24 protein-coding genes and 1 tRNA gene are annotated in these 23,810 nt (G+C 42.6%); 13 read left to right on the top strand and 12 right to left on the bottom strand.

The window, feature by feature from the left end:
- Position 1: 1 nt before the first annotated feature.
- Positions 2–1,273 (top strand): phosphoribosylamine--glycine ligase, encoded by a 1,272-nt coding sequence (purD, locus tag Q4B82_RS03975; protein WP_303065127.1) that lies wholly within the window; start codon positions 2–4, stop codon positions 1,271–1,273.
- A 136-nt stretch (positions 1,274–1,409) separates the two neighbouring features.
- Positions 1,410–1,485 (top strand) — tRNA-Lys (locus Q4B82_RS03970).
- A gap of 436 nt (positions 1,486–1,921) precedes the next feature.
- Here Q4B82_RS03970 and Q4B82_RS03965 read toward each other — a convergent pair.
- The 4 genes from Q4B82_RS03965 to gap form a co-directional block, all read right to left on the bottom strand.
- On the bottom strand, positions 1,922–2,140 hold the full coding sequence (locus Q4B82_RS03965; protein WP_303065126.1) for a hypothetical protein: 219 nt from the start codon (positions 2,138–2,140) through the stop codon (positions 1,922–1,924).
- Between the two features lie 22 nt (positions 2,141–2,162).
- Entirely contained in the window at positions 2,163–2,873 is a 711-nt protein-coding gene (locus Q4B82_RS03960) for a C40 family peptidase (RefSeq protein WP_303065125.1), read from the bottom strand.
- Positions 2,874–3,109: 236 nt separating this feature from the next.
- Positions 3,110–3,640, bottom strand: a complete 531-nt coding sequence (locus Q4B82_RS03955) for a glutathione peroxidase (protein ID WP_303065130.1) — start codon at positions 3,638–3,640, stop codon at positions 3,110–3,112.
- A 166-nt stretch (positions 3,641–3,806) separates the two neighbouring features.
- Positions 3,807–4,811 (bottom strand): type I glyceraldehyde-3-phosphate dehydrogenase, encoded by a 1,005-nt coding sequence (gene gap / locus Q4B82_RS03950; RefSeq protein WP_303065124.1) that lies wholly within the window; start codon positions 4,809–4,811, stop codon positions 3,807–3,809.
- A 386-nt stretch (positions 4,812–5,197) separates the two neighbouring features.
- On the opposite strand from gap, the gene lpxC reads away from it, so the two are divergent.
- The 4 genes from lpxC to azu all read left to right on the top strand — a co-directional run bounded on the left by lpxC (position 5,198) and on the right by azu (position 8,604).
- Positions 5,198–6,121, top strand: coding sequence for a UDP-3-O-acyl-N-acetylglucosamine deacetylase (gene lpxC / locus Q4B82_RS03945; protein WP_303065123.1), 924 nt, complete (start codon positions 5,198–5,200; stop codon positions 6,119–6,121).
- Positions 6,122–6,439: 318 nt separating this feature from the next.
- A complete protein-coding gene (gene dnaQ, locus Q4B82_RS03940; RefSeq protein WP_303065122.1) occupies positions 6,440–7,153 on the top strand; it encodes a DNA polymerase III subunit epsilon in 714 nt (237 codons plus the stop codon).
- 53 nt (positions 7,154–7,206) lie between these two features.
- Positions 7,207–7,911: a 2-C-methyl-D-erythritol 4-phosphate cytidylyltransferase gene (gene ispD, locus Q4B82_RS03935; protein WP_303065121.1), complete on the top strand. Its 705-nt coding sequence runs from the start codon at positions 7,207–7,209 to the stop codon at positions 7,909–7,911.
- Between the two features lie 93 nt (positions 7,912–8,004).
- The gene (azu, locus tag Q4B82_RS03930; protein ID WP_303065120.1) at positions 8,005–8,604 is read left to right on the top strand and encodes an azurin; all 600 of its coding nucleotides are present in this window, start codon (positions 8,005–8,007) and stop codon (positions 8,602–8,604) included.
- A gap of 93 nt (positions 8,605–8,697) precedes the next feature.
- Here azu and rpiA read toward each other — a convergent pair whose 3' ends face one another.
- Positions 8,698–9,366: a ribose-5-phosphate isomerase RpiA gene (rpiA, locus tag Q4B82_RS03925; RefSeq protein WP_303065119.1), complete on the bottom strand. Its 669-nt coding sequence runs from the start codon at positions 9,364–9,366 to the stop codon at positions 8,698–8,700.
- A 585-nt stretch (positions 9,367–9,951) separates the two neighbouring features.
- On the opposite strand from rpiA, the gene Q4B82_RS03920 reads away from it, so the two are divergent.
- Positions 9,952–10,803, top strand: a complete 852-nt coding sequence (locus Q4B82_RS03920; protein ID WP_303065118.1) for a transporter substrate-binding domain-containing protein — start codon at positions 9,952–9,954, stop codon at positions 10,801–10,803.
- A 180-nt stretch (positions 10,804–10,983) separates the two neighbouring features.
- On the opposite strand, the gene Q4B82_RS03915 is transcribed toward Q4B82_RS03920, so the two are convergent.
- The 6 genes from Q4B82_RS03915 to Q4B82_RS03890 form a co-directional block, all read right to left on the bottom strand.
- Positions 10,984–12,336: a deoxyguanosinetriphosphate triphosphohydrolase gene (locus Q4B82_RS03915; protein ID WP_303065117.1), complete on the bottom strand. Its 1,353-nt coding sequence runs from the start codon at positions 12,334–12,336 to the stop codon at positions 10,984–10,986.
- A 48-nt stretch (positions 12,337–12,384) separates the two neighbouring features.
- Entirely contained in the window at positions 12,385–13,314 is a 930-nt protein-coding gene (locus Q4B82_RS03910; RefSeq protein WP_303065116.1) for a lipopolysaccharide assembly protein LapB, read from the bottom strand.
- A 30-nt stretch (positions 13,315–13,344) separates the two neighbouring features.
- Positions 13,345–13,734 (bottom strand): ribosome silencing factor, encoded by a 390-nt coding sequence (gene rsfS / locus Q4B82_RS03905; RefSeq protein ID WP_303065115.1) that lies wholly within the window; start codon positions 13,732–13,734, stop codon positions 13,345–13,347.
- A gap of 295 nt (positions 13,735–14,029) precedes the next feature.
- Positions 14,030–14,416, bottom strand: coding sequence for a response regulator (locus tag Q4B82_RS03900; RefSeq protein ID WP_303065114.1), 387 nt, complete (start codon positions 14,414–14,416; stop codon positions 14,030–14,032).
- Positions 14,417–14,473: 57 nt separating this feature from the next.
- Positions 14,474–16,636 (bottom strand): ATP-binding protein, encoded by a 2,163-nt coding sequence (locus Q4B82_RS03895; protein WP_303065113.1) that lies wholly within the window; start codon positions 16,634–16,636, stop codon positions 14,474–14,476.
- A 34-nt stretch (positions 16,637–16,670) separates the two neighbouring features.
- The gene (locus Q4B82_RS03890; protein ID WP_303065112.1) at positions 16,671–17,717 is read right to left on the bottom strand and encodes a galactose ABC transporter substrate-binding protein; all 1,047 of its coding nucleotides are present in this window, start codon (positions 17,715–17,717) and stop codon (positions 16,671–16,673) included.
- Positions 17,718–18,046: 329 nt separating this feature from the next.
- Between Q4B82_RS03890 and Q4B82_RS03885 the strand changes: the two genes are divergently transcribed.
- The 3 genes from Q4B82_RS03885 (at position 18,047) to Q4B82_RS03875 (ending at position 21,586) form a co-directional block, all read left to right on the top strand.
- Positions 18,047–19,297: a DUF945 family protein gene (locus Q4B82_RS03885; RefSeq protein WP_303065111.1), complete on the top strand. Its 1,251-nt coding sequence runs from the start codon at positions 18,047–18,049 to the stop codon at positions 19,295–19,297.
- A gap of 211 nt (positions 19,298–19,508) precedes the next feature.
- On the top strand, positions 19,509–20,111 hold the full coding sequence (ampD, locus tag Q4B82_RS03880; protein WP_303065110.1) for a 1,6-anhydro-N-acetylmuramyl-L-alanine amidase AmpD: 603 nt from the start codon (positions 19,509–19,511) through the stop codon (positions 20,109–20,111).
- A 101-nt stretch (positions 20,112–20,212) separates the two neighbouring features.
- Complete coding sequence (locus Q4B82_RS03875; protein WP_303065109.1) at positions 20,213–21,586, top strand: cell division protein ZipA C-terminal FtsZ-binding domain-containing protein; 1,374 nt, start codon at positions 20,213–20,215, stop codon at positions 21,584–21,586.
- A gap of 68 nt (positions 21,587–21,654) precedes the next feature.
- Here the strand turns inward: Q4B82_RS03875 and Q4B82_RS03870 are convergent, their stop codons facing one another.
- Positions 21,655–21,942, bottom strand: coding sequence for a hypothetical protein (locus tag Q4B82_RS03870; RefSeq protein WP_303065108.1), 288 nt, complete (start codon positions 21,940–21,942; stop codon positions 21,655–21,657).
- Positions 21,943–22,231: 289 nt separating this feature from the next.
- Here Q4B82_RS03870 and rplC point away from each other — a divergent pair, with 289 nt between their 5' ends.
- The 3 genes from rplC to rplW are packed head-to-tail and all read left to right on the top strand — an operon-like array spanning position 22,232 to position 23,810.
- On the top strand, positions 22,232–22,879 hold the full coding sequence (gene rplC, locus Q4B82_RS03865; protein ID WP_097114678.1) for a 50S ribosomal protein L3: 648 nt from the start codon (positions 22,232–22,234) through the stop codon (positions 22,877–22,879).
- Positions 22,879–23,499, top strand: a complete 621-nt coding sequence (gene rplD / locus Q4B82_RS03860; RefSeq protein WP_303065107.1) for a 50S ribosomal protein L4 — start codon at positions 22,879–22,881, stop codon at positions 23,497–23,499. The genes rplC and rplD overlap by 1 nt, the downstream gene beginning before the upstream one ends.
- The gene (gene rplW, locus Q4B82_RS03855; RefSeq protein WP_179655859.1) at positions 23,496–23,810 is read left to right on the top strand and encodes a 50S ribosomal protein L23; all 315 of its coding nucleotides are present in this window, start codon (positions 23,496–23,498) and stop codon (positions 23,808–23,810) included. The genes rplD and rplW overlap by 4 nt, the downstream gene beginning before the upstream one ends.

Genomic DNA, 23,810 nt, shown 5'->3' with positions numbered 1-23,810 from the left:
CATGAAATTACTCGTTATCGGCAACGGCGGACGCGAACACGCCCTTGCATGGAAACTCGCGCAATCGCCCAAAGTGTCCACCGTTTTTGTGGCAACGGGCAACGCTGGCACGGCGCGTGAACCCAAGTTACACAATATCGCCTTAACCCAACACGATGATTTGATTCAATTTTGCCGCGATGAGCAAATCGCGTTCACACTCGTAGGCCCCGAAGCACCGCTCGCGGCTGGCATTGTGGACGATTTCCGTGCCGCAGGTTTGCCGATTTTCGGTTGCACCCAAGCCGCCGCCCAGTTGGAAAGCTCCAAAGATTTCGCCAAAGCGTTTATGGCGCGACACGGCATTCCCACCGCGCAGTATCAAACCTTTGAAAATGCCGAACAAGCCCACGATTATGTGAACCAAAAAGGCGCACCGATTGTCATCAAAGCAGACGGTTTGGCGGCAGGCAAGGGCGTGATTGTCGCCATGACTTTGGACGAAGCCCACGCCGCGATTGATGATATGTTGCTCGGCAACAAAATGGGCAACGCAGGCAGCCGCGTGGTAATTGAAGATTATTTGTCGGGCGAAGAAGCCAGTTTCATCGTGATGGTGGACGGCGAAAACGTCTTGCCGATGGCGACCAGCCAAGACCACAAACGTTTATTGGACAATGACTTGGGTTTGAACACGGGCGGCATGGGCGCGTACAGCCCCGCACCAGTGGTTACGCCACAAGTGCATGAGCGCGTGATGAATGAAATCATCTTGCCCACCGTGCGCGGCATGAAAGCAGAAGGCAATGAATTTACAGGATTTTTGTACGCAGGTTTGATGATAGACGCAACTGGCGCACCGCGCACCATTGAGTTTAACTGTCGTTTTGGCGACCCTGAAACGCAGCCGATTATGAGCCGTTTGCAAAGCGATTTGGTGGATTTGATTCAGGCAGCCTTAAACCGCGAATTGGACAAAACCACCGCACAATGGAAAGATGAAGTCGCTGTGGGCGTGGTGTTGGCAGCGCAAAATTATCCCGACACACCGAAAAAAGGCGATGTGATTTCAGGCATAGACGCGGCAAATGAAATGGGCAAAGTGTTTCACGCAGGCACGGCTTTGAATGAACAGGGCGAAATCATCACCAATGGCGGTCGCGTGTTGTGCGTGGTGGGTTTGGGCGATGGCGTGGCGCAAGCCAAAGCGCAAGCCTATGCCGCTTTGAGCCACATTCATTTTGACGGCATGCAGTTCCGCAAAGACATTGCGGATAAGGCGATTTATCGTTAATTTTGCTGTTTTAGGCAGCTTGAAGATATTTTCAATATTTAATATACAATAAAAACAAAATATTATCTTTATTTTGAGATTTTTTTCTCATTCAGTATTGACGAGAATAGGTCATTTACCTATAATAATGTTTTTCGGGTCGTTAGCTCAGTCGGTAGAGCAGCGGACTTTTAATCCGTTGGTCGAGCGTTCGAATCGCTCACGACCCACCAAATTTTAAGAGCCTAAACATTTGTTTAGGCTCTTTTCTTTAATATTAAAATTATCAGGTTTTTTGTTACTGTCCCTAAATTCAGCCAATTCAATAGTAAGTTATCCGCTCTTAACATGCCATTTTTAAATTTCTTTTCTAATTATATGGTTATTTCAAATTAATATGGATAAGGCGGCAAGCCGTATACACCCACCGCTGTACAATTTGTATTTGAAACGACTAATTACCAATACAAAAGCCAAGTCGCGCATGACTTGGCTTTTAAAATAAAATCGCAGAATTGAAAAAGCACTACGGTGTTGGCTTACCGTACTACTTATTATATTGTCTGTGGCTACGCCTTATATTTTACATTTTCGCTTCTACAACTACTGTGTACACCTAAATACATAAGGAAATTGACTGTATGATTTTCATTTCAAATAACCATTAAATTAATTTTGACCATATGGGTTTTCCACCCCATTAACCAATTCTACCAAATAAGCACGCAACTGACTTTCGCTGCACCCCATAAGCAAAGCATCTTCAAATGCATCTTGCGTGGTTTGGAACAATTCTTCCATATTTTGTGTCATGACTTTGATTTTTTCGGTACACGAAACGGGTGTACCATCATCGCTTAACCATTTTGGCATTGGGGGTTGTGCCATTTTAATGTCCTCAATTGATTTATTACTTAATGAATTGCTGTGCATTATGGCGCTTCACTCGGCGGGCGGTAACATAACGGCTATTCCAATATTGATGCGATAAGCTGGTAATTTCAATATTTTTACCTGTGCGTGGCGCATGGATAAAGCGATTGTTGCCCACATACATACCCACATGGGAAATGCGATTACCCGAGGTACGGAAAAACACCATGTCGCCAGGCTGTAAATCAGCACGATTAACCTGTACACCCATTTGAGCTTGTTCGGCTGATGTGCGGGGTAAATTCACGGCAAAAGTTTTGCGGAAAATGTATTGCATAAAGCCACTACAATCAAAACCTGTTGGTGAAGTGCCACCAAAACGGTAAGCTACCCCAAGAAAACCCATTGCGCTGGATAAGAGTTCATCAGCATCTTTTTTGGCAATCGGCGTATTGCTGCTGCTTGCAATATTTGTGGACTGACGGGCAGCATGAGAATTGGGAGGGGCATTAGACTGATTATGTTGCGATGAAGAACGAGAAGCCGAAGAAGATTCATGTTCCTGAATTTTGCGGTCTATCAATGCTTCTAAACCGTCTGTATCTTTCTGATGTGTGCGCTGTTGTTGTTGGATAAGCTGATTTAAAGCGTCCTCTTCTTCTGGTGCAGCATGTGCAACAGACAACAACAGGCTGCCTGAAAACAGCAGGCAGAGTAATTTGTGTTGGAAAAAGGTCAATATTTTCATGATGTGAAATGGGTTAGCTGAACACATTTCAGACAAAATGTGATGGCTTATCTGGTGGATGAAACAACAATGCAATTTAGCATAATGTTTTTTTCAGACAGCCTTATTTGTGGCTGCCTGAGAAAACAATGCGACAGCAGTTTGATTTTGATTGTACTCTGGTGTTTACATATCAAATTCAAAACGCTGTCGCATTTTAGCGGATTTCATGTGATGAAATGTTAAATTACGTGAAGTTAAAGCAGAGCCGCCACAACATCAACCATTCCCAAAGGCGATGTACTGGGTGCAAAACGGGCAATGACTTCACCATGACGGTTAATCAAAAATTTGGTGAAATTCCATTTGATGTCATTTCCTTCGCGTTTTTCGCCCAAAGCGACCAAACGCAACAGCAATTCTTGAAATATTGTGCCACCTTGGTCTGCTGGCTGTTGTTGTTTTAAGAAAACATAAAGTGGGTGGGCATTGACTCCATTAACCTCAATTTTGTCAAAAATGGGAAATTGTGTACCAAACTTCATTTGACAAACTTTGGCATATTCCTCATTATTTTCAGGTGCTTGTTCGCGAAACTGATTACATGGAAAGTCGAGAATTTCCAAGCCTAAATTGTGGTATTGGGTATGCAGTTGTTGCAGGGCTTCGTATTGTGGTGTTAAACCGCATTTACTGGCAGTATTCACAATCAACAAAACTTTGTCGCGATAATCCGACAATGGCACTTCAATACCATTTTTCAATACCGTAAAATCATAAATATTCATGCTGTGAGCCGCTTTCATTCAGGCTGCCTGAAATGTTTCAGGCAGCTTATTTTTTAATGATACAGTCATTTCAAATATAAACCGTACGGCAATACTCTGATGCATTGGATATACACGGCTGCTCGCTGTTGCCTTATCTGTATTAGCTTAAAACGACCATAAATCATCACATTTTTTGGGCAACGTATTTTAAAGTGCGAATCAACTGACAAGTGTAAGACATTTCATTGTCGTACCAAGCAACGGTTTTGACCAACTGTTTATCGCCCACATTTTGCACACGGGTTTGGGTGGCATCAAATAAAGAACCAAATTCAATACCGATGACATCTGATGACACAATTTCATCTTCTGTATAACCAAAAGATTCATTGGCAGCCGCTTTCATCGCCGCATTAATAGTTTCCTTATCCACATTTTTTGCCAATACACACACCAATTCAGTCAGAGAACCAGTAGCAACAGGAACACGTTGTGCTGCACCATCTAATTTACCGTTTAATTCAGGAATCACCAAACCAATGGCTTTGGCAGCACCTGTGCTATTTGGCACAATATTAACAGCGGCGGCACGCGCACGGCGTTTATCACCTTTGCGATGTGGTGCATCCAAAGTGTTTTGGTCACCTGTATAAGCATGAATGGTGGTCATCAAACCTTGTACAATGCCAAATTCACGCTGCAATACTGCTGCCATAGGTGCCAAACAGTTGGTGGTACACGATGCAGCAGAAATCACGGTTTCGCTACCATCTAAAACAGCATGGTTCACATTATAAACCACCGTTTTGACATCATTGCCACCAGGCGCAGAAATCACGACTTTACGTGCACCAGCACGAATATGGGCTTCAGCTTTTTCTTTGCTGGTAAATAAACCAGTACATTCCAAAACCACATCAACGCCCAAATCTTTCCAAGGTAATGTTTCAGGATTGGCGTGAGCAAATACTTTGATTTCTTTACCATTTACCGTAAAACTGTTTTCATTTAATGCCACTTCTCCATGAAAACGACCTTGTGTGCTGTCGTATTGAAACAAATGCAACAGCATATCAGCAGGGGTTAAATCGTTTACCGCAACCACTTCAATGTCTTTTGTTTTGATAATTTGACGCAATGCCAAACGACCAATGCGTCCAAAACCATTGATAGCAACTTTAATGCTCATGATGTTTCCTTATTTGAGGTTAATGGTACAGTTATTTTATGCCAAAACTTTGGGATTACAAAAAACTACTTTTATTTTAAATTGCCTGAAAACAACCATAAAATAAAAAACAAAATTAAAACATTAAATGGAAGATTTAAGATGAAAACATCAATTTATTGTGGATAAATTCTATAACCTCATAAAATTAAAGAAAAATCAAATCTTGAAAAACCGTGTTTAAGTTTGAGGTAGTCTGAATACAAAAAAGGATAAAATAAGCATAAATTACATTATTTGTGGATAAAACACCTTTATCAAATGTGTTTATTACCATAATCAGGCTTTCAGGCTGCCTAAAATCTTGTATCATGCTGCCTGAAAACCAATTTTTAAAAGGAAACAACATGAAACAACGCACCCTTACCCGTTCTGTGCGTGCCACAGGCGTAGGTTTGCATTCAGGCGAACGTGTTTTGCTCACTTTACACCCCGCACCTGAAAATCATGGCATTGCCTTTCGTCGCAGTGATTTATCAGGTAAACAAGGCGAAACCATTCTCCTTACGCCTTATCTAATCAATGATACACGTTTGTCCTCTACCGTTGTAACCGAAGATGGCGTACGAGTTGGCACGATTGAACACATCATGTCTGCTTTTGCTGCTTATGGTGTGGATAATGTTTTGGTGGAATTAAATGCACCCGAAATCCCGATTATGGATGGCAGCAGTTTACCATTTATTTTTTTGTTGCAAGATGCAGGTATTGTGGAACAAAACGCTGAAAAACGTTTTTTACGGATTTTAAAAGAAGTTGCTTTACAACAAGGCGATAAATCCGTGAAATTCACGCCTTACGATGGTTTTAAAGCACGTTTGACCATCGAATTTGACCACCCTGTTTTCAATCGTTCCTCACCCACTTTTGAAATTGATTTTGCAGGGCAATCCTATATTGAAGAAATTGCCCGAGCACGTACATTTGGTTTCATGCAAGAAGTGGAAATGATGCGTGCTGCTAATTTGGGTTTGGGCGGCAATTTGACCAATGCCATTGTGATTGATGAAACCGATGTCTTAAACCCCGATGGTTTGCGCTATCCCGATGAATTTGTGCGCCACAAAATTTTAGATGCAATTGGTGATTTGTATATTGTGGGGCACCCAATTATTGGCGCATTTGAAGGTTACAAGTCAGGTCATGCCATCAACAATGCTTTATTACGTACCATTTTGGCAGATGACAGCAGTTATGAATGGGTAACATTTCCTGATAACCACAGTTTACCCGATGCATTTTTTGGTGTAGAAACTTTACAGGCAGCCTGAAAATCAAATGGTTTTTTGTGAAATTAAGGGTAAATGTAGATTTACCCTTTTGTTTTTTACATTAAATAAATAAAAAAATAAATATAGATTAGGTTGATAAATGAATGAATATCAATGTTGTGGAAAAGTTTAAATTTTTTTAAAAAACAATCTATTATTTTAAACACAAATTTGTGGATAAACCACATTGAAATAACTTGAAATAATAAAGAAGCATTGTGGATAAAATTAAGGTTTTTGAATAAGATGGGGATAAATCATTATTTCAGACAACCTTTGCGTTACAATGCTGTCTGAAATAATAACAGGATGAAAATCATGAGTGAGACTCAACGCCAAATCATTTTGGATACTGAAACCACAGGTTTACACGCTTTTGCAGCGGAAAATCCCGACCGTTTGATTGAATTTGCGGGCTTGGAAATGGTCAATCGTCAATTTACCGACAACAATTTGCATCTATATGTGCATCCTGAACGCGACATTCCCGAAGAAGCCATAGCCGTGCATGGTATTACTTTGGCACAATTAGAAGATAAGCCTGTTTTTGCACAAGTAGCGCAGCAAATCTTTGATTTTCTTAAAGGTGCGGAACTGATTATCCATAATGCACCGTTTGACGTAGGCTTTCTGAATGCCGAATTTGCGCGTGTGGGGCTGCCTGAAATTGGGACGGTTTGCAAAATTACCGACACTTTGTCAATGGCGCGTGAAATGTATCCAGGACAAAAAGCCAGTTTGGACGCACTTTGTACGCGTTTAGGCGTGGACAGAAGTCGCCGTGTGTTACACGGTGCGTTGATTGACTGTGAATTATTGGGCGGTGTGTATTTGGCAATGACACGTGGACAATTCAGTTTGGTTGAAGAAACTGAACCACAAAAACAACAAGTTGCCATACAAAATACCGTTACCACGCGACCAGAATATTTGAAAATAGTGCGTGCTGATGCCAATGAATTGGTGGCTCATGAAGCCTATTTAGACGGTTTAGATAAGGAAAGCGGTGGTTCAATTTACCGTATTGTTTAATGATTTTCAGGTAGTTTCCCTTTTCATTTGATTGACAAAAATCACTTAAATACATGAAAAAACGCAATATTGTTCTAATACCTGCTGCAGGTGTGGGTAGCCGATTTGGTGCAGATAAACCCAAACAATACATTGAAATTGCAGGAAAAACCGTTTTACAACATACTTTGGATTTGTTTGCCACTTGCACGCGCATTCAATACATTGCCATCATCATTTCGCCCGAAGACACCCATTTTGATGTATTGATTAGGTTGCCTGAAAACGCGGCAGTGTATCGCGTGGGCGGTGCCAGTCGTGCTGAAACGGTGGCAAATGGTTTAAATGCTTTGTTAAACTGTGGTTTAGCTAATGAACAAGACCGTATTTTGGTACACGATGCCGCACGCTGTTGTTTGCCTGAAACAGCATTAAACCGTTTACTTGATGCAGCGGATTATCCCGATGGTGCACTTTTGGCTTTACCTGTGGCGGATACTTTAAAACGCCAAAACAGCGATGGATGTTGTGTCGAAACCGTATCACGCACAGGATTGTGGCAAGCACAAACGCCACAACTTTTTCAGGCAGCCTTATTGCAACGCGCTTTGCAGGTGGCTGACAAAAATAACGTTACTGATGAAGCATCAGCAATAGAAACATTGGGCTTGCAACCACTTTTGGTTGAAGGGGACAGTCGCAATTTAAAATTAACGCGCCCAGATGATGCTTTGATGATTGCAAGTTTATTGTCTCATTGTCAAAATCAAGTTATTTAAGAAAATACATTGATAAATATCAAACATCATGATGATAAACAAGCGCATAATACCCATTTTTGTAAACATTCCATCAATCAGGAAAGGAAAATCATGAAACTGTATCTCGGTTTAATTACCGCAGCAGCTTTAACTTTGGCAGCTTGTGGTGGTGAAAGCAAACCTGCACAAACTGCTGTGCCATCTGCACCTGCCCCCGCAGCAGAAGCATCAATGCCTGCTTCTGAACCTGTTATTGCATCTGAACCTATGCCTGTTGTTGCATCACAAGACCAAGTTGCATCTGAACCCGTTGCTGCGACAGCAGGCGATTGTGCAGTAGTGGTAAACAGCAATGACAATATGCAATTTGATACCAAAGAAATTGCAATTAAATCAAGCTGTGCACAATTTACCATTACGCTGAAACACACAGGTAAAGCACCTGTTGCTGCAATGGGACACAATTTGGTTATCGCCAAAACTGCCGATAAAACCGCTGTGATAAACGATGGTATGACAGCCAAAGCCGAAAACGGTTATTTGAAAGTCAATGATGAACGTGTTGTGGCTCACACCAAAATGTTGGGTGGTGGCGAAGAAGACAGTATCACTTTTGATACTGCCAAATTAAAAGATGGCGATTTTGAATTTTTCTGCACTTTCCCTGGTCATGCAGCAATGATGAGTGGCAAAATTAAACTGGTTGATTAACAGCAATTTGATTGCTTAAAAAATGGACACGCTTTATGTCGTGTCCGTTTTTTTAGGCAGCTTGAGTTTTTTGTCGTGTATTGAAAAGCAGCTTTAAACATGGGGTTTAATTAATTCAATACCATTTTTGCGTGCCAAAATCAGCAAATCAGCAGGGTGTTGGGTAAATAAACCATTGTCCACCAAACCCGTAATGGCATTAAGTTGGTGTTCCACTGTTAAAGGTTGCGACAAATCCAAACCCAAAACGTCCAAAATTTCATTGCCATGCAAAGATTTGTAGCCAATGCGCAATTCAGGTTGCCCACCCATACGCACAATTTCGCGTGCCACCATAGAACGTGCCATAGGTAAAACTTCCACAGGCAAAGGGAACTTGCCCAAACGACTTACATATTTGCTTTCATCGGCAATACAAATGAATTTTTCCGATAAAGCCGCGATGATTTTTTCGGGAACGTGTGCGCCACCGCCGCCCTTAATCATTTGTAAAGTGTGATTAATTTCGTCCGCACCATCAATGTAAACTGCGAGACGAGACACTTCATTGGCAGAAATTTCAGGAATACCGTATTGTGCCATCAATTCGGCGGTTTTTTGTGAAGTTGCCACCGCGCCTTTGATGCGTTTGTCGCTCTTGCCCAGTGCTTCAACAAAAAAATTCACAGTACTGCCTGTGCCAATACCGATGTATTCGTTTTCGGGGACAAATTCAACGGCTTTTTCTGCTGCCATACGTTTGAGTTCATTTTGAGTCATCAAATTTTCCTTTTTCCTTGTTGTAGGCTGCCTGAAACCCTTTCAGGCAGCCATGAGAAAGAAATGGTAAAAACAGGGTTTAATTTAGATAAACCATTTGAAAATCACATTGGTGTTTTACTGCATTTGTTGGGATTTTAGGTCAGAATGGGCGTTTTATCCAGAAAATAATGGTCGTTTAAAATCAACATAAACAAGGCGACAGCGACGACTGTTTAGAAGTAATACATAAAAGGGCGTTGGCAATATTGTATTAAACAGCTGTATTTTTATTTAACGTAAACCCAGAATAATAATCTTGAATATACCCTGAAAATAAATGACTGGCGTAGATGGTATCTACAATAAATATTTAAAACAAATGGTTATTTTTTATTATCCCGAGTTTACACTAATTTCTTGCTATTTTGATTTAAGAAATGATATAGTTAATTCACTTAAAAATAGGATAGGTGTAGGGTACAACTTGTTGCACCATTTTCCTAATAAAACATGGATTTGGTTCAACAAATTGCACCCTACATAGTGTCCCATTTTGTATTTGATTTACTATATAAAGTTTTTTTAACTTCAAAGGTTTTGAATTAAATGAATTTCAATCAATATCTGAAAGCCAGTATTTTTTTGTTTACTGGTTTTATGTTAGGGGCGTGTTCTGAATCAAACACGCAAAATAAAGCACCTGTTGTAGCGTCTCAAACTCAAATGGCTTCTGTTGCCGAAAATCAAACTCAAAAAAGCAATCCCGATTATCCCACTTATTTGGTGGGTTCGGAACTCAGTTACGAACCTTTCGCGTTTAAAGATGAGCGCGGTTTGCCAACGGGATTTGAGGTGGAGTTGTTGCAAGCCATTGCCAAAGAAGCCAAATTCAATGTTGATTTTATTGATGCCAAACGCGGTGAAGTGGTGCCAACTTTAAATAATGGGCAATTTTCCATTTGGGCAAGCACTTTATCTGTATCGCCAGAGCGTCAAGAAAAAATGGATTTTAGTAAACCATATATGAATTTTTCTCGTGCAATTAAGGTATTGGATAAGCCTGAAAATGATGGTTTACAATCGCCAGCAGATTTTAAAGGCAAAAAAATTGCCATTAATGTTGGTAGTAAAACAGGTATCGATACAATTACAGAATTAACGGGTTCAGATAAAAATGCTGTTATGGCAGATAGTTACTATCTATCTTTAAGTGAAATGTATAAAGGTAAAGCAGATGGTACTTTGGGCGATAGACGCATTTTGCAGTATTATCAAACCAAAAATGCGAGCATCAAAACCCGTTTGATTGATTTGGGCGATGAGCCGAAGAATATTGCTTTTGCGGTGAAAAAAGGCAATACTGAATTGGTAGAAAAAATCAATGAGGGTTTTGCGGCGGTAAAAGCCAATGGTACATACGAGCAATTGTTGAAAAAGTGGTTTGGTGAAGTTCAATAATTCGTTTTGATGATATTGTGGCGTGATAAAAGGCTGCCTGAAAACTTATTTGGGTTTCAGGCAGCATTTACATTTTTGTGAAATAGTGGGTGCAAGCACTCACCCCACGACCATAAAAAGTTTTATTTCTATCAATAAATTTATCAATAAATTGGAAAAGGTCAGATAGGAAATCTGTGCTTACGACACCATGCCCACACCCGATAATTCACGCGCAGTTTGGGCGGCGTAGTTGTCGGTCATGCCACCAATGTAATCCAAAATTTTCATGTAGGCTTGATACAAACTGTCACTTGGCAAAATTGGGTTGCTGTCCAGTAAATCCAAAGCCAGCGATTGTTGTGTGCTGACATTTTGACCACTTAAAAAAGCGTGGGCAGCGGGTACAAGCAAATTGAGCATGGAAGCCAAACAAGGGAAAGCTGCTAATTCGTGTATCAGTTTGCTTCGGTGGCGGTAAATGCGTTCGCGTGCCAGTTTTTTGGCTTCGGCAAGCGTGGTTTGTACGTCTTCGCTGCATAAGTCCAGCAGGTCTTTGCCTTTGAATTGCCCGTCTAGCAAATCATTGTGATGGCGCATAAATGTTTGGGCAACATCGTCTATGGCGCGACCAATTGCCAAACCACGCATCATGGCGGTACGTTCTTGGGTATTGTGTGCTTGCCATGTGATTTCTGTGCTGACCAAGTGCGACATGATGTTTTCCACTTCGCGGTAGTCCAATAAACCCAAGTCTATGGCATCTTCTAAATCCATCAATGCGTAACAAATGTCGTCTGCGGCTTCCATTAAATAGGAAAGTGGGTGACGCGCCCAAGTGTTGGGTGCGATTTCAGGCAACCCCAATTCTGCGGCAACATGACGCAAATAGGGTAATTCAGTTTGGTAAACATTGAATTTGGTGCGTCCATTTGGATGGGTGCTTGTCCATGGGTATTTGAGTAAGGCACCAATGGAAGCGGCGGTTAAACGCATACCACCACGATGGCGGTACATTTTCAAATTAACCACTTGGCGCAAACTGTGGGCGTTGCCTTCATAGGTTTGTACATCATTGCGTTGGGCTTCGTTTAATGATGTTAAATACACGGCGTGTTCAGGCTGCCTGAACCATGTACGCAAGGCATCTTCGCCTGTGTGTCCGAAAGGTGGGTTGCCTAAATCGTGCGCCAAACATGCTACTTGTACTACCATGCCTAAATCAGCAGGGCTGATGTGTTCAGGTAGTTTGCCATTGATGGCGAGCATACCGCCCACTTTATTGCCTAAACTGCGTCCCACACTAGATACTTCTACGCTGTGGGTTAAGCGATTATGGGTATGGTCATTGCGGGCGAGTGGGTGAACTTGGGTTTTGCGTCCTAATCGCCGAAAGGCATTGGAAAACACAAGGCGGTCGTAATCCACATGAAAATCGCTGCGAAATGGGTCAGTTTGTTTATCAGCTTTGGGTGTGGGCATTTGAATTTCACCGTTTTCATTGGGACGAAAACGAACGGTGGACATCAGTTGCGACCAATTCATAATGGGCATGGTGCTTCCTTAAAAATGAATGACACAAAAGTTTAGGCTGCCTGAAAACTATTGAATGACCGTATCTACATCGGGGAAAAATCCGTCCGACATCAGCTGCATTATCACAATAAAACGCAATAAATTTTGTACGGCGGGGTGGGTTTCATCAAATACATTCAGGTAAATCACCGCTGCTTGATGCAATAAAGGCAGGGCTTTTTCAGGCAGCCTTTGCTGCATAAAATGAATGGCGTGGCGACACAATAGGCGAGCGAATAAAGGGTGTTGTTCGCCCAAAGTTTGCGACAAAATGGCAATGGCACGTTGATACAAAGGGGTAGACAGTGCGTGTTCGCCGCATTCATCGTGAAGTTGAGCGATTTCTGCCAAAATTTCGGCGGTTTCTGGGTGAGAATGGGGGTAGAGGTTTTCACTAATGGATAACAGGCTATTGAGTACCGATAGGGCTTCTTTGTGGTGTCTTTGAATGCGGTAAACCGTTGCTACATTACGAAAAGCGCGTACGGTGTGCAGATGGTGTTCACCACAAAGTTGTTGAAACAGGGCGGCAGCGTGTTCAAATTGTGTTAAAGCCTGATTAGGGTGTTCTAAACCGAGTAAGACCAAACCCATTTCATTTTGTGCTTGGGCATATTGAATGCTGTTTTCAGGCAGCTTGGGCAAAAGCTCTTGTAACAGGGTTTGTGCGTTTGGGTATGCACCACATTCACGATACAGTTTTGCCAAAGCAATTTTGGCATCGGTCAAGTGTGGGTATTCGGCAAGCCTTTGCAATAAAGGCTTGGCGGCTTCGTATTCGCCTGCAGCAGTGTGCCAACAAGCAATCAACAATAGGGTTTGTAAATGTTCATCACTTTGTGTGCCGTATTGGGTTTCGGTTTTGTGGTGTAAGGTTTGTAAAAGCGGTTTGGCAACAGACAGTTGTGTGGCTTGTATCAATTCGGCAATGTGATGCTGTATTTGTTGGGCGGACATGGTTTCAGGCTGCCTGAAAGGTAAAGTCAATCAATTATCGGCGGCGTGCCAAGGTTTGTTTGAACCTGCGTGAAAAGACGGTTTTTCGCCACCCCACAAGGCTTCAATGTCATAAAAGTCGCGTACAGCAGGCAGCATAACGTGTACCAATAAATCATCAGCGTCCACCAATGCCCATTCACCGCTGTCTTGACCTTCGCTGCCAAGAATAGGGAAGCCTGCCTCTTTCAAAGCCACGCGTACATTATTTGCCAATGCCTTAACTTGGCGTGTGGAATCGCCGCTGGCAATAATCATGCGGGCGAATAAAGGGGTTTTGTTGCTGGTGTCCAAAACGATGATGTCTTTGGCTTTGATGTCTTCCAAAGCGTTTACGGCAATGGCAAGCATTTTTTCAATATCAGTTTGTTGTTCAGTCATGGTATTGATGTTTGAGTGAAAAATGTAAAGTGGGTAATTATAACTGTTTTTAGTTGTTTGAGCTTGATTTGGGTTTTGAAAGATGAGTGTCAATTTCAAACAACTTATTAGTTTTTTCAAATACAAATAGTACAGCGTTGCCAATGTTCTTAATTACTACTTGTATACGGCGGTCGTTGTCGCCTTGTATTGCTTTTTCACTTCTACGACTATAACAACATTGCAAAAAGGGCGGATATGAAATCCGCCCTTGTTGTCTGTATTAAAATGAGTCTTGTAAAGGTTTCCATGATGTTTAAGCAGGTTTATGATGTTGGCGGTAGTGTTCTGCCAATTTGCACAATGCACTTATCAGTTGGTCATCGGTAAACGGTTTGTAGATGAAGCCGCGTGCGCCATATTGTAGGGCTCGTAAACCTGTTTTGCGGTCGGAAATGGCGGAAACCACCAAAATATTTACATTTGGGTCTATGGCTTTGAGTTTTTGTATGCACTCTAAACCGTCCATTAAAGGCATGGTTAAATCCATTGTAACAAAGTGTGGGCGGTGTTTTTGATACAGTTCAATGGCATCTTCACCGTTGGCAGCGGTGGCGGCAACTTGCATTTGGATTTGCTTGCTGCTGCGTTCAATGCGGTTTCTGATGACATTGGAATCATCTACTATCATGAGTTGGTACATGAAATCTCCTTTAATCTTGGGCTGCCGCTTATAGGCGGTAGCTTGATTTGTTGTGATTTAGGCTTTTTTGGGAAAAGAGAAGGTAAAGCGCGTGTATTGAGTGAATGCGCTGGCAATATTGATTTTACCACCCATATCGCGTACCGTCTCTTTAATAATGCCCATACCAATACCTTTGCCTGCATCTTCTGATGCATGGTTCAGTGTGGAGAAACCATCGCTCATCATCAGGGTTAAGAGTTGATTGCGACTGAATTGGGCGATTTGTTCTTCGGTATAGCGACCTGATTGCTGTGCTTTGTGGCGGATTGAATCAAAATCAATGCCGTTGCCATCGTCTTGGGCGATGATTTGGAAGCCGTTTTCATCTTGGCTGAACGTGATTTTCAGGCAGCCTATAGTGGATTTTTGTCGTGTTTCGCGCACTTCGGGTTTTTCAATGCCGTGCACCACAGCGTTACGCAGAATTTGCATCAAAATGTCTTGCACCTGTTGCCATTGCTGTTCACTCAAATTGGCGTGTTCAAAACCTTCTGTGCTTAATCGGGCTTGTTTGTGTTCACGCTGGGCGATGTCTTGTACGAATTTTTGCAAATGTGTTAAGCGAGCGTGAACAGGCGAAAGCGAGGAGCTGCCTGAAACGGGTTGGTGCTTGGATTGCGTTGCATTCGCTTCATGATGTGGGGCAACGTGTGGGCTAACACGCTGGCTGTAATTGCTCAAAATGTCGTTGAGACGGTAAAGGTCTTCCAGCGAAACCACCAAGCCCAAAAAGTCTTGACCACTTAATTGTTTTTGACTGCGTAAAAAAACCAAAGTGTCTTCTAATGTGTGGCAAATCTCTACCATGCGGCGCAGTTTAAGTGCCGAAGACTCGCCTTTGATGCCATGTATGACACGACCGATGAAATGCACTTTATTGCGCAATTCGGTTTGGCTGGTTTCGTCTTTTTTCAGCGTGTTGTTCACTTCGGTTAAGCGTTGCTTGGTGGTTTCAATGAAGCCATGCAAAATGGCAGGGTCGGTGTTCAAAATGGTATTGAGCATTTCCATTTCGCGTTTTTCTTGTTCTTGTTGCGCTTCCAAACTCTCTTGCAACAATACCGCTTGGGTGCTGTCCACCACGTTTACCAGTACGCGTTCAATTTTGTTGTCGTGCATCACGCGGAAAAAGCGGAAATCCAAATAACGTGGTTGATTGTTGTCGTTGATGATGGTGATGCGGTGTAATGGGTTCAAATCTTCAATTAAGTCTTCCATCACCCATTCGCTGTAAAGCTGTTCCACAAACACTTGCAGGGTTTCAATTTCGCTTTCAGGCAGCAGTGTTTCGGCAATTTCCAGAAAATTGCGTCCTGCTAAATTATTGATGCCAATGAGTTCTTCCAAGTGTGTGGAATATTGATTGCCGATGACGAAATGGCGGTCAATCAAAAACAAACCTTCGCGTACCGAAGCCATGATTTCGCTCATTTCCTGATTGGCGCGTGCAATTAATTTGTCGCCTTTGGTCAGTTGGCGCAGTGTACCAAACATAATCCAGCCAAACAAAACAAACGCCAATGCTACCGCTACCAGTTGAATGGTACGCCAAATATTGGCTTGATATTGGGTGCGTGCGTTCAGAATATCGGCAAGAGCTTGGGTTTCTTTGAGCAGAGTTTGGTTATAAAGTCTCGTATAATCAACCAAATAGGCACTGGTTTTGGGATTGATTTGTTTGCTGCTGGTATCTTCAATGAAATTCTCAATCAAGCCCAAATAAGGTTGCCAAATTTCGCGAATGCGGCGAACGTGGTCGGCGGCTTTGCCTGTGGCTGCCTGAATTTCTGTACCATGCAATTTGCCGCCTTTTTCAAAAGTTTGCAAAGACTGCTCAAACTCGGTTTTTAGGCTGTTAATTTCGCTGATGCGGTATAAAGTGTCTTGTGAAAGTGTGTCCAGTGCAATCAAATGGGTAGCGGGATCTGATGTATTGAGTGCGTAAATTTGGGCGCGTATTGCCAAATCGGTGTCCATTAGGTTTTTGGACATCTGTTGAATCACAACACCTTGTTGCGTGGCAAGCGTGGTAATTTGGGCTTGCTTGGTGAAGTATCGTGTGGCAAAAAAGTTGGTAACCAACATGGTTACGGTTAAAACCAAAAACGATACCACCAAAATGGTCAGTCCAAGATATTTATGGGTATTTGCTTGATTGGGGGAAACATGTGCATTCATAATTTTTGACCTGTTTGTCGTAGGTGCAGCAGGGCTACTGTTGAATTTGAATGAATTGGTTTAGGTTGTCGCTGTGAATGTCTTGATATGGGATTTTCACCACTTTGTATTCCATTCCATAAGCCACACCCTCTAAAACAGGTTTACCTGCTGCTAAATTGGCTGCCATGCGAACGGCGGTACGTGATTGTGCGTCAAAATCATTGAACACTGTACCCGATAGGCTGCCTGAATGAAGTGCGTTTAAGGCAACTTTTGAGCCGTCAATGCCAAAAACGGGGACTTTTTGACCGTTGGCTTGTAAAATTTCCAATGCGCCCAAAGCCATCGTGTCGTTGTTTGCCAAAATCACTTCCACACGGGCAAATTCAGGCAGAGTGAGCCATTTGGTGGTCAAATCTTTGGCGGCTTGTGCTTGGAACATGGCATATTCCTGGAAGACTTGTTCTACGGGCATACCCAAATTGGGGTAGTTTTCCATTGTACCGACAGCCCACTTGGTGCGTGCCATAGCACCTGCGTGGTTGGGAATGCCCTCAATCATGGCATATTGGATTTTACCATCTTGGTTTTTATCCCATTGCGGATTGGCTTTGAATGCTTTTAAGACTTGTAAACCTTGCAACACACCCGCTTGCGCTGCATCACCGTCCACAAAATAAGCGGTTTCACAACTTGCCAAAGCCTTATCGCTGGGCGAACGGTTGATGTACACCACAGGGATTGTTTTGTCGCAATATTTTTTCACCATTTCTGCGCCAAATTTCACATCAGCCAAATTCACCACCAAAGCTTTTGCGCCACGTTCAATCATGCTGTCTAATTGGGTGTTTTGTTTGTCTTGTTGATTGGCGGCGTGATCCAACATCAAATTCAGGTTACTCTGTTCTTTGCCCACTTTTTCAAGGGATTGGTACATACCCTGAAAAAAGGGATTGGTTTCAATGCTGCTGATGGATGCCCCCACCGTTGCTTGTGGGAAAGGTGTATTTGATGTGTCGGTGGTTTCAGGATTGGGCGAACAGGCCGCAAGAAAAAAACAGCTCATGCTCAAAGAGAAAAAGGATAATTTGTTTGCCATGATGTTGTTCCGTCATCAAAAATAATCGGGTTTGTTGAAATTTGAAGCCGTTTGAGCAATTTGAAAGTTGTCATTCTATAAGAAAAACTGTTGTAAAAAAACAATAAATTGTGTTAATTTTTACCCTTATTATATTCATATTATTGATATATAAATGAATTTTTAATTTATGCTGCCTGAAGTGAAGCATAGGGTTTTTGGTGTTATGATTGCGATTTTTTAGACTAATGTTTTCAGGCTACTTTGCAGTACACGGTAGTTTTTATCAATACCGAATAATGTAGGGTACTACAAGGCTGTCTGAAAAACACCTTTGGAGACCAAAATACATGAATAAAACAGTAATGGCTGTTGTGGTTGGCTTGTTGATTGCAGGTGTGGGTGCGTATGGTGCGGCGATGTATGGCGACAAGAAAATTGCCGCGTTTTACGATGGCAGCATCATCAAGGATAAACGTATGCAAATTGAAGGCAAAAGCGATATGGGTTTAATGGGTGGCACAGCAAAATGGACGGCAACCCTTATCCCTGATTTGTGCTCGCCTGATGTGCATTTTAAATTGCGTGGTGAAGACACCATTTCGCGCGGTTTAACGGGTTATCAAATTGAATCCAAAATTTATGTACTGCCTGAAAAACAGGCAGAAGAGTTCTTTTTGCTTGATGCCAGTAGCAAATGGAATTGGTCGGGCAATGGCAGCGTACAATACCGTATTCCTGCGGGACAATACGCGCTCAATAGCTTGCGAGAAAGTGGGCAAGGTCAATTAACTTGGTCGGATATGACTGCATCAGTAAACATCAAAAATGGTGGTCAAGATGGTTTTCAGGCAGCCGATTGGGTGTTTCACATTCCTGAAGTGGCATTGAAAGAAAGCAGTGGCAAAGACATTTTTTTATTGCAAAACATGGATGTAAAATCAGAAGGTGCGCTCAATCAAACCATAGGCACAGGCAAGGGCGAAGTGTCTTTGGGTAAATTGCTGTTGAATGCCGACAAAATGGCATTTGAACTGCAAAACCTGCGTCAAACCAGTACGCAAAACAGTACGGATAAAGTGGCAGATGTGTTGTCTGAAACCACCATAGGCAGTTTGCGTTATCAAAATCAAGTATTCAATGATTTCAAATTCAATATGAACATCAAAGGCATCAGCCAAGCTGCTTTGCAAAAATGGTTGGCGTTTGACAAGCGACAAGGACAAGAATGCGTTAAACCCAGCGAAGTTCAAAAAGAATTGGAGCAATCGGCTTTATTGATGTTGAAAGATGGCTTCAGCATTGAATCCAAAGGCAATCAAGTCAGCTTAAATGGCAATCAAGCTACTTTGGATATGGCGGCAACCGTACCAGCAGGCGAGTATGCCAACAGTCAAGAAGTCATGCGCAAGCTGCCTGAAAAACTGCAATACAGTTTGAATGCAACAGTTGCCAAATCTTTATTGGACAGCTTGGGCATCTTCAATCAGGCGGGTGTACCCATGAGCGATGCAGATTGGGACGCTATGTTGATGCAAGTACCACCACCGTTTAAAGCAGTGCGTGAAGGACAAACGATTAAACTTTCGGTGCAAAAATAAGCCAATAGGCTGCCTGAAACCCTTATTGTACATGCATACGGGTTTCAGGCAGCCTGTTTATGTATGGTCGCAGAACTGAAAAAGCACTACGGCGTTGCCAACGTCCTTATGTACTATTTGCACACGGCGGGTGTTGTTGACTTGTACTGCATTTTCATTTCTACGACTGTATTTACCTGAAATCACATATTTATTTTATTATGGTTGTTGAATGAAGTCTTCCCTTTCTGTTTCACCTGATATTTGTATTTGGCAAAACGGTCGCTGGCAAGGCGCGGTGCAGCGCGTTTCGCCGAATTGTTGTTCACGTGCAGAAGGCGAAAAAATATCGCTGATTGTGTTGCACAATATTTCCTTACCCCCTTTTGAATATGGCAGCGATGCCATAGAACGATTGTTTACCAACACCATTAATCCCGATGCCCACCCTTTTTTCAGGCAGCTTGTGGATTTGCGCGTATCCAGCCATTTTTTTGTGCGCCGTGATGGTGAAATCATGCAATTCGTTTCCTGTGATGACATGGCGTATCATGCAGGCGTGTCTTCGTTTCACGGACGCGAAAAATGCAATGCCTTTTCCATAGGCATAGAAATAGAAGGCTGCGACTTTGAACCGTTTACCCAAATGCAATATGATGCATTGGAAACCTTATTGTTTGCCCTATGTCAGCATTATCCCATTTCGGCAATCACGGGTCATCAAGACATCGCCCCAGCACGCAAAACTGACCCAGGGCATTTTTTTGATTGGGCGCATTTGCAAGCAGTAGGTTTGCCAGTTGACCGTAATCAAACGGCGTTTGAAGCTGCCTGAAACGCCTGAATTAAGCTATAATTGCTTTATTTCACAGAATTAAAGGCTGCCTGAAAAGGGCAATCCAGTTTTCAGGCAGCCACAAACCTACGGAACACCTTATGAATCCGAATTTCCTGACTTTAATTGTGGTGCTGCTGCTCGTATTGATTGTGGTGGCAGGCTACAATATGTATCAAGAAAATCAATACCGTAAAAAAATCCGCCGCCAATTTGGTCATGCCGACCAAGATGTGTTAATGGAAGTGAAAACTGCATCGGTGCGCGATGGACAATTTTTTGGTGCAGATACTGGCGAAAAACTGCACCGTGCGCCCATTCAAACAAGTGCTATCCCTTCATTGTTTGACGAACACATTGCACCACAACAGCCCGAATCAGAACAAAACACAATCGTTTCTGTTGAAGATGCCAACAAAATGCAACCAGAGCCATCACATCATGAAGTGGCTGAATTGATTGAAGTTACTGAAGCATCGTCATTCAGGCGGCTTGAACATCAGGATACAGCAGAAGCAGAAACAATTGAAGACCACATTGTCATCAATGCAGCAGAAACGCCAGATTTTGAATTGACTGCCCCCGATGCCACTGCTTTAAAATACGAAAAACGTTTTACCGAAAGCAGCGACAAACGTCGCACCTTATTGGATTTAAACGATTTGGCATGTACCGATTTGCAATGGTTTGATAAACGCTTTGATTATATGGCTTATATTGGTTTGTATGAAGCCAAAGAATTACAAGTTGTGCCGCGTTTATCGGGTAAACACCGTTTCCAAATGGTCGCTTGCACCCTAGATGGGCGTTTTCAGGCTGCCGAACCCATTCCAGGTGTGGCTTATCAAGCCTTTGTCATTGGTTTGCAAAGCATCAGCCGTAATGGTTTAGTGGCGATTGATGAATTGCGCCATTTTGCTGCCCAAGTGCATCAATTTGCCGAAAAGATGGACGGTCGTGCCGCAGTAGAAGACCCAACCGAATTTTTGGCACAAGCCGTTAAATTAGACGAATTGTGCGCACGTGTAGACCAAACCATTGCCATTCATTTGGTATCGCGTACAGGTGTTTTGGGCGTGGAATTGCGTCAAGCTTTGGAACGCTACGGTTTTGCATTGCAAACAGACGGCACATTCACTTATGCTGCGGAAAACGGTGATACACGATACAGTATTGTGGCATTAGACGGTAGCGCGTTTACCGAAGCCTTATTGTCCAGCCAAGCCTATAAAGGCTTCAGTATGCTGTTTGACATCACACGAGTACCCACAGGAGAAAAAAATTTCAACCAATTTATGAGTTTGGCAGTTAAATTATCAGGCGATTTAAACTTGGATTTGGTTGATGACCAAATTCAACCACTTTCAACTGAATGGCTTAAAGAAGTGCGTGATTACATTGGTACTTTACAACGTGAAATGGAAAGTATGGGTATAGAACCTGCCAGCCCATTGGCAAAACGCTTGTTTATGTGATGTCCTAAAAATAATTTAAGGCTGCCTGAAAAGTTTCAGGCAGCCTTTTGCATAGATTGAAATCAAATTTACATCGCTTGTTGTGCCGCAACTTGACTCAATGCCATAAATGTAAACACAAAATACAGCACAAATAAAGCAACAGATACCATGAAATAACGCTTCAAAGTAGTAGCTTGTTCATCTTCAATCGTATCGCGTTTGGTCAGCATAAAACCAATTTGAGCAAAAGGTGATAAGAAAATGCCCAAAATCAAAAACACAACTTCGTGTTTCATGATAATTAACGATTTAACCCAATAAACTAAATACGCAATGGATACAATCAGCAATAAAATACCCAAAATCGCCGTCATTTGTTTCTGCCTTTCTGTTGAAAATCATTTATGATAATTAAACAGAGATGTTCAGTCAAATTTCAATCAATTTATACCCAATTTTGGATTTTAGACAGCCTGTTCAATGTATGCCACAATCAATCATAAGCCAAAATCCACATTGGCGTTTGAAATAAAAAGATTTTCTTGTGTATTTTAATAGAATCATGTTATATTAGTCGCCTTGGCAGAAATGCCAAGAAATTTTTTATGTCCATTAAAGATTGCCCAATCGCAGGCAATCCCTTAATCTAACAAGGAAAAAATCATGACTTTAGGTCTGGTTGGACGCAAAGTAGGCATGACCCGCGTGTTTACCGAACAGGGTGCATCTATCCCTGTAACCGTGTTGGAAATGACTGCCAATCGCGTTACCCAAGTAAAAACCAAAGAAACAGACGGCTACACCGCCGTACAAGTTACCTTTGGTCAGAAAAAAGCCAATCGTGTGAACAAACCCGAAGCTGGACACTTTGCCAAAGCAGGTGTAGAAGCAGGTCGTGGCTTGCACGAATTCCGCGTTTCTGAAGAAAAAGCCGCCGAATTGAAAGCAGGCGATGTTGTTACCGTAGAATTGTTCCAAGCAGGTCAGTTGGTTGATGTAACTGGCACCAGCAAAGGTAAAGGTTTCTCTGGTACCATCAAACGCCACAACTTCGGCGCACAACGTACCTCTCACGGTAACTCCCGTTCGCACCGTGTGCCTGGTTCCATTGGTATGGCGCAAGATCCTGGTCGCGTATTCCCTGGCAAACGCATGGCAGGTCAATACGGCAACACCCAATCTACCGTGCAACACTTGGAAATCATTCGTGTTGATGTGGAGCGCAACCTGTTGTTGGTTAAAGGTGCCGTTCCTGGTGCAGCAAACAGCAACGTGGTCGTTCGCCACAGCGTGAAGAAAGCAGGTGCGTAATGGAATTGAAACTGATTAATGCACAAGGTCAAGTTTCAGGCAGTGTTGCCGTTTCTGATGCCTTGTTTGCCCGTGAATACAACGAAGCATTGGTTCACCAACTGGTTACGGCTTATTTGGCAAATGCCCGTTCAGGCAACCGCGCCCAAAAAACCCGTGCCGAAGTGAAACACTCTACCAAAAAACCTTGGCGTCAAAAAGGTACAGGTCGCGCCCGTTCTGGTATGACCTCATCACCATTGTGGCGTAAAGGTGGTCGCGCATTCCCAAACAAACCCGATGAAAACTTCACACAAAAAGTGAACCGCAAAATGTACCGTGCAGGCATGGCAACCATTTTGTCTCAATTGGTACGCGATGAGCGTTTGTTTGTGATTGACACTTTGTCTGCCGCGACACCCAAAACCAAAGAATTTGCTGAACAAGTGAAAAATTTGGGCATGGAACAAGTTTTGTTCATCACCAAACAATTGGACGAAAACGTGTACTTGTCTTCACGCAATTTGCCCAATGTATTGGTGCTGGAAGCCACGCAAACCGACCCTTACAGCTTGTTGCGCTACAAAAAAGTGGTGCTGACTAAGGACGCTGTTGCACAATTAGAGGAGCAATGGGTATGAACCAAGAACGTTTAATGAAAGTGATTTTGGCTCCTATTGTTTCAGAAAAAAGCAATATGCTGGCTGAAAAACGCAACCAAATGGTTTTCAAAGTATTGAAAGACGCAACCAAAACCGAAATCAAAGCAGCAGTAGAATTGTTGTTTAATGTTCAGGTTGCCTCTGTAACGACCACCACTACCAAAGGCAAAACCAAACGCTTTGGTCGCACATTGGGTCGCCGCAGCGATGTGAAAAAAGCCTATGTTAGCTTGGTTGCAGGTCAAGAGCTGGATTTGGAAGCAGCCGCAGCCGCTGCAGATAAGGAATAA

It is taken from the genome of Alysiella sp. (genome assembly GCF_030525755.1).
In the GTDB taxonomy this organism is placed as follows: domain Bacteria; phylum Pseudomonadota; class Gammaproteobacteria; order Burkholderiales; family Neisseriaceae; genus Simonsiella.
Note: the sequence above shows the minus strand (reverse complement) of the source record. Positions and strands in the feature narration are given on the sequence as shown.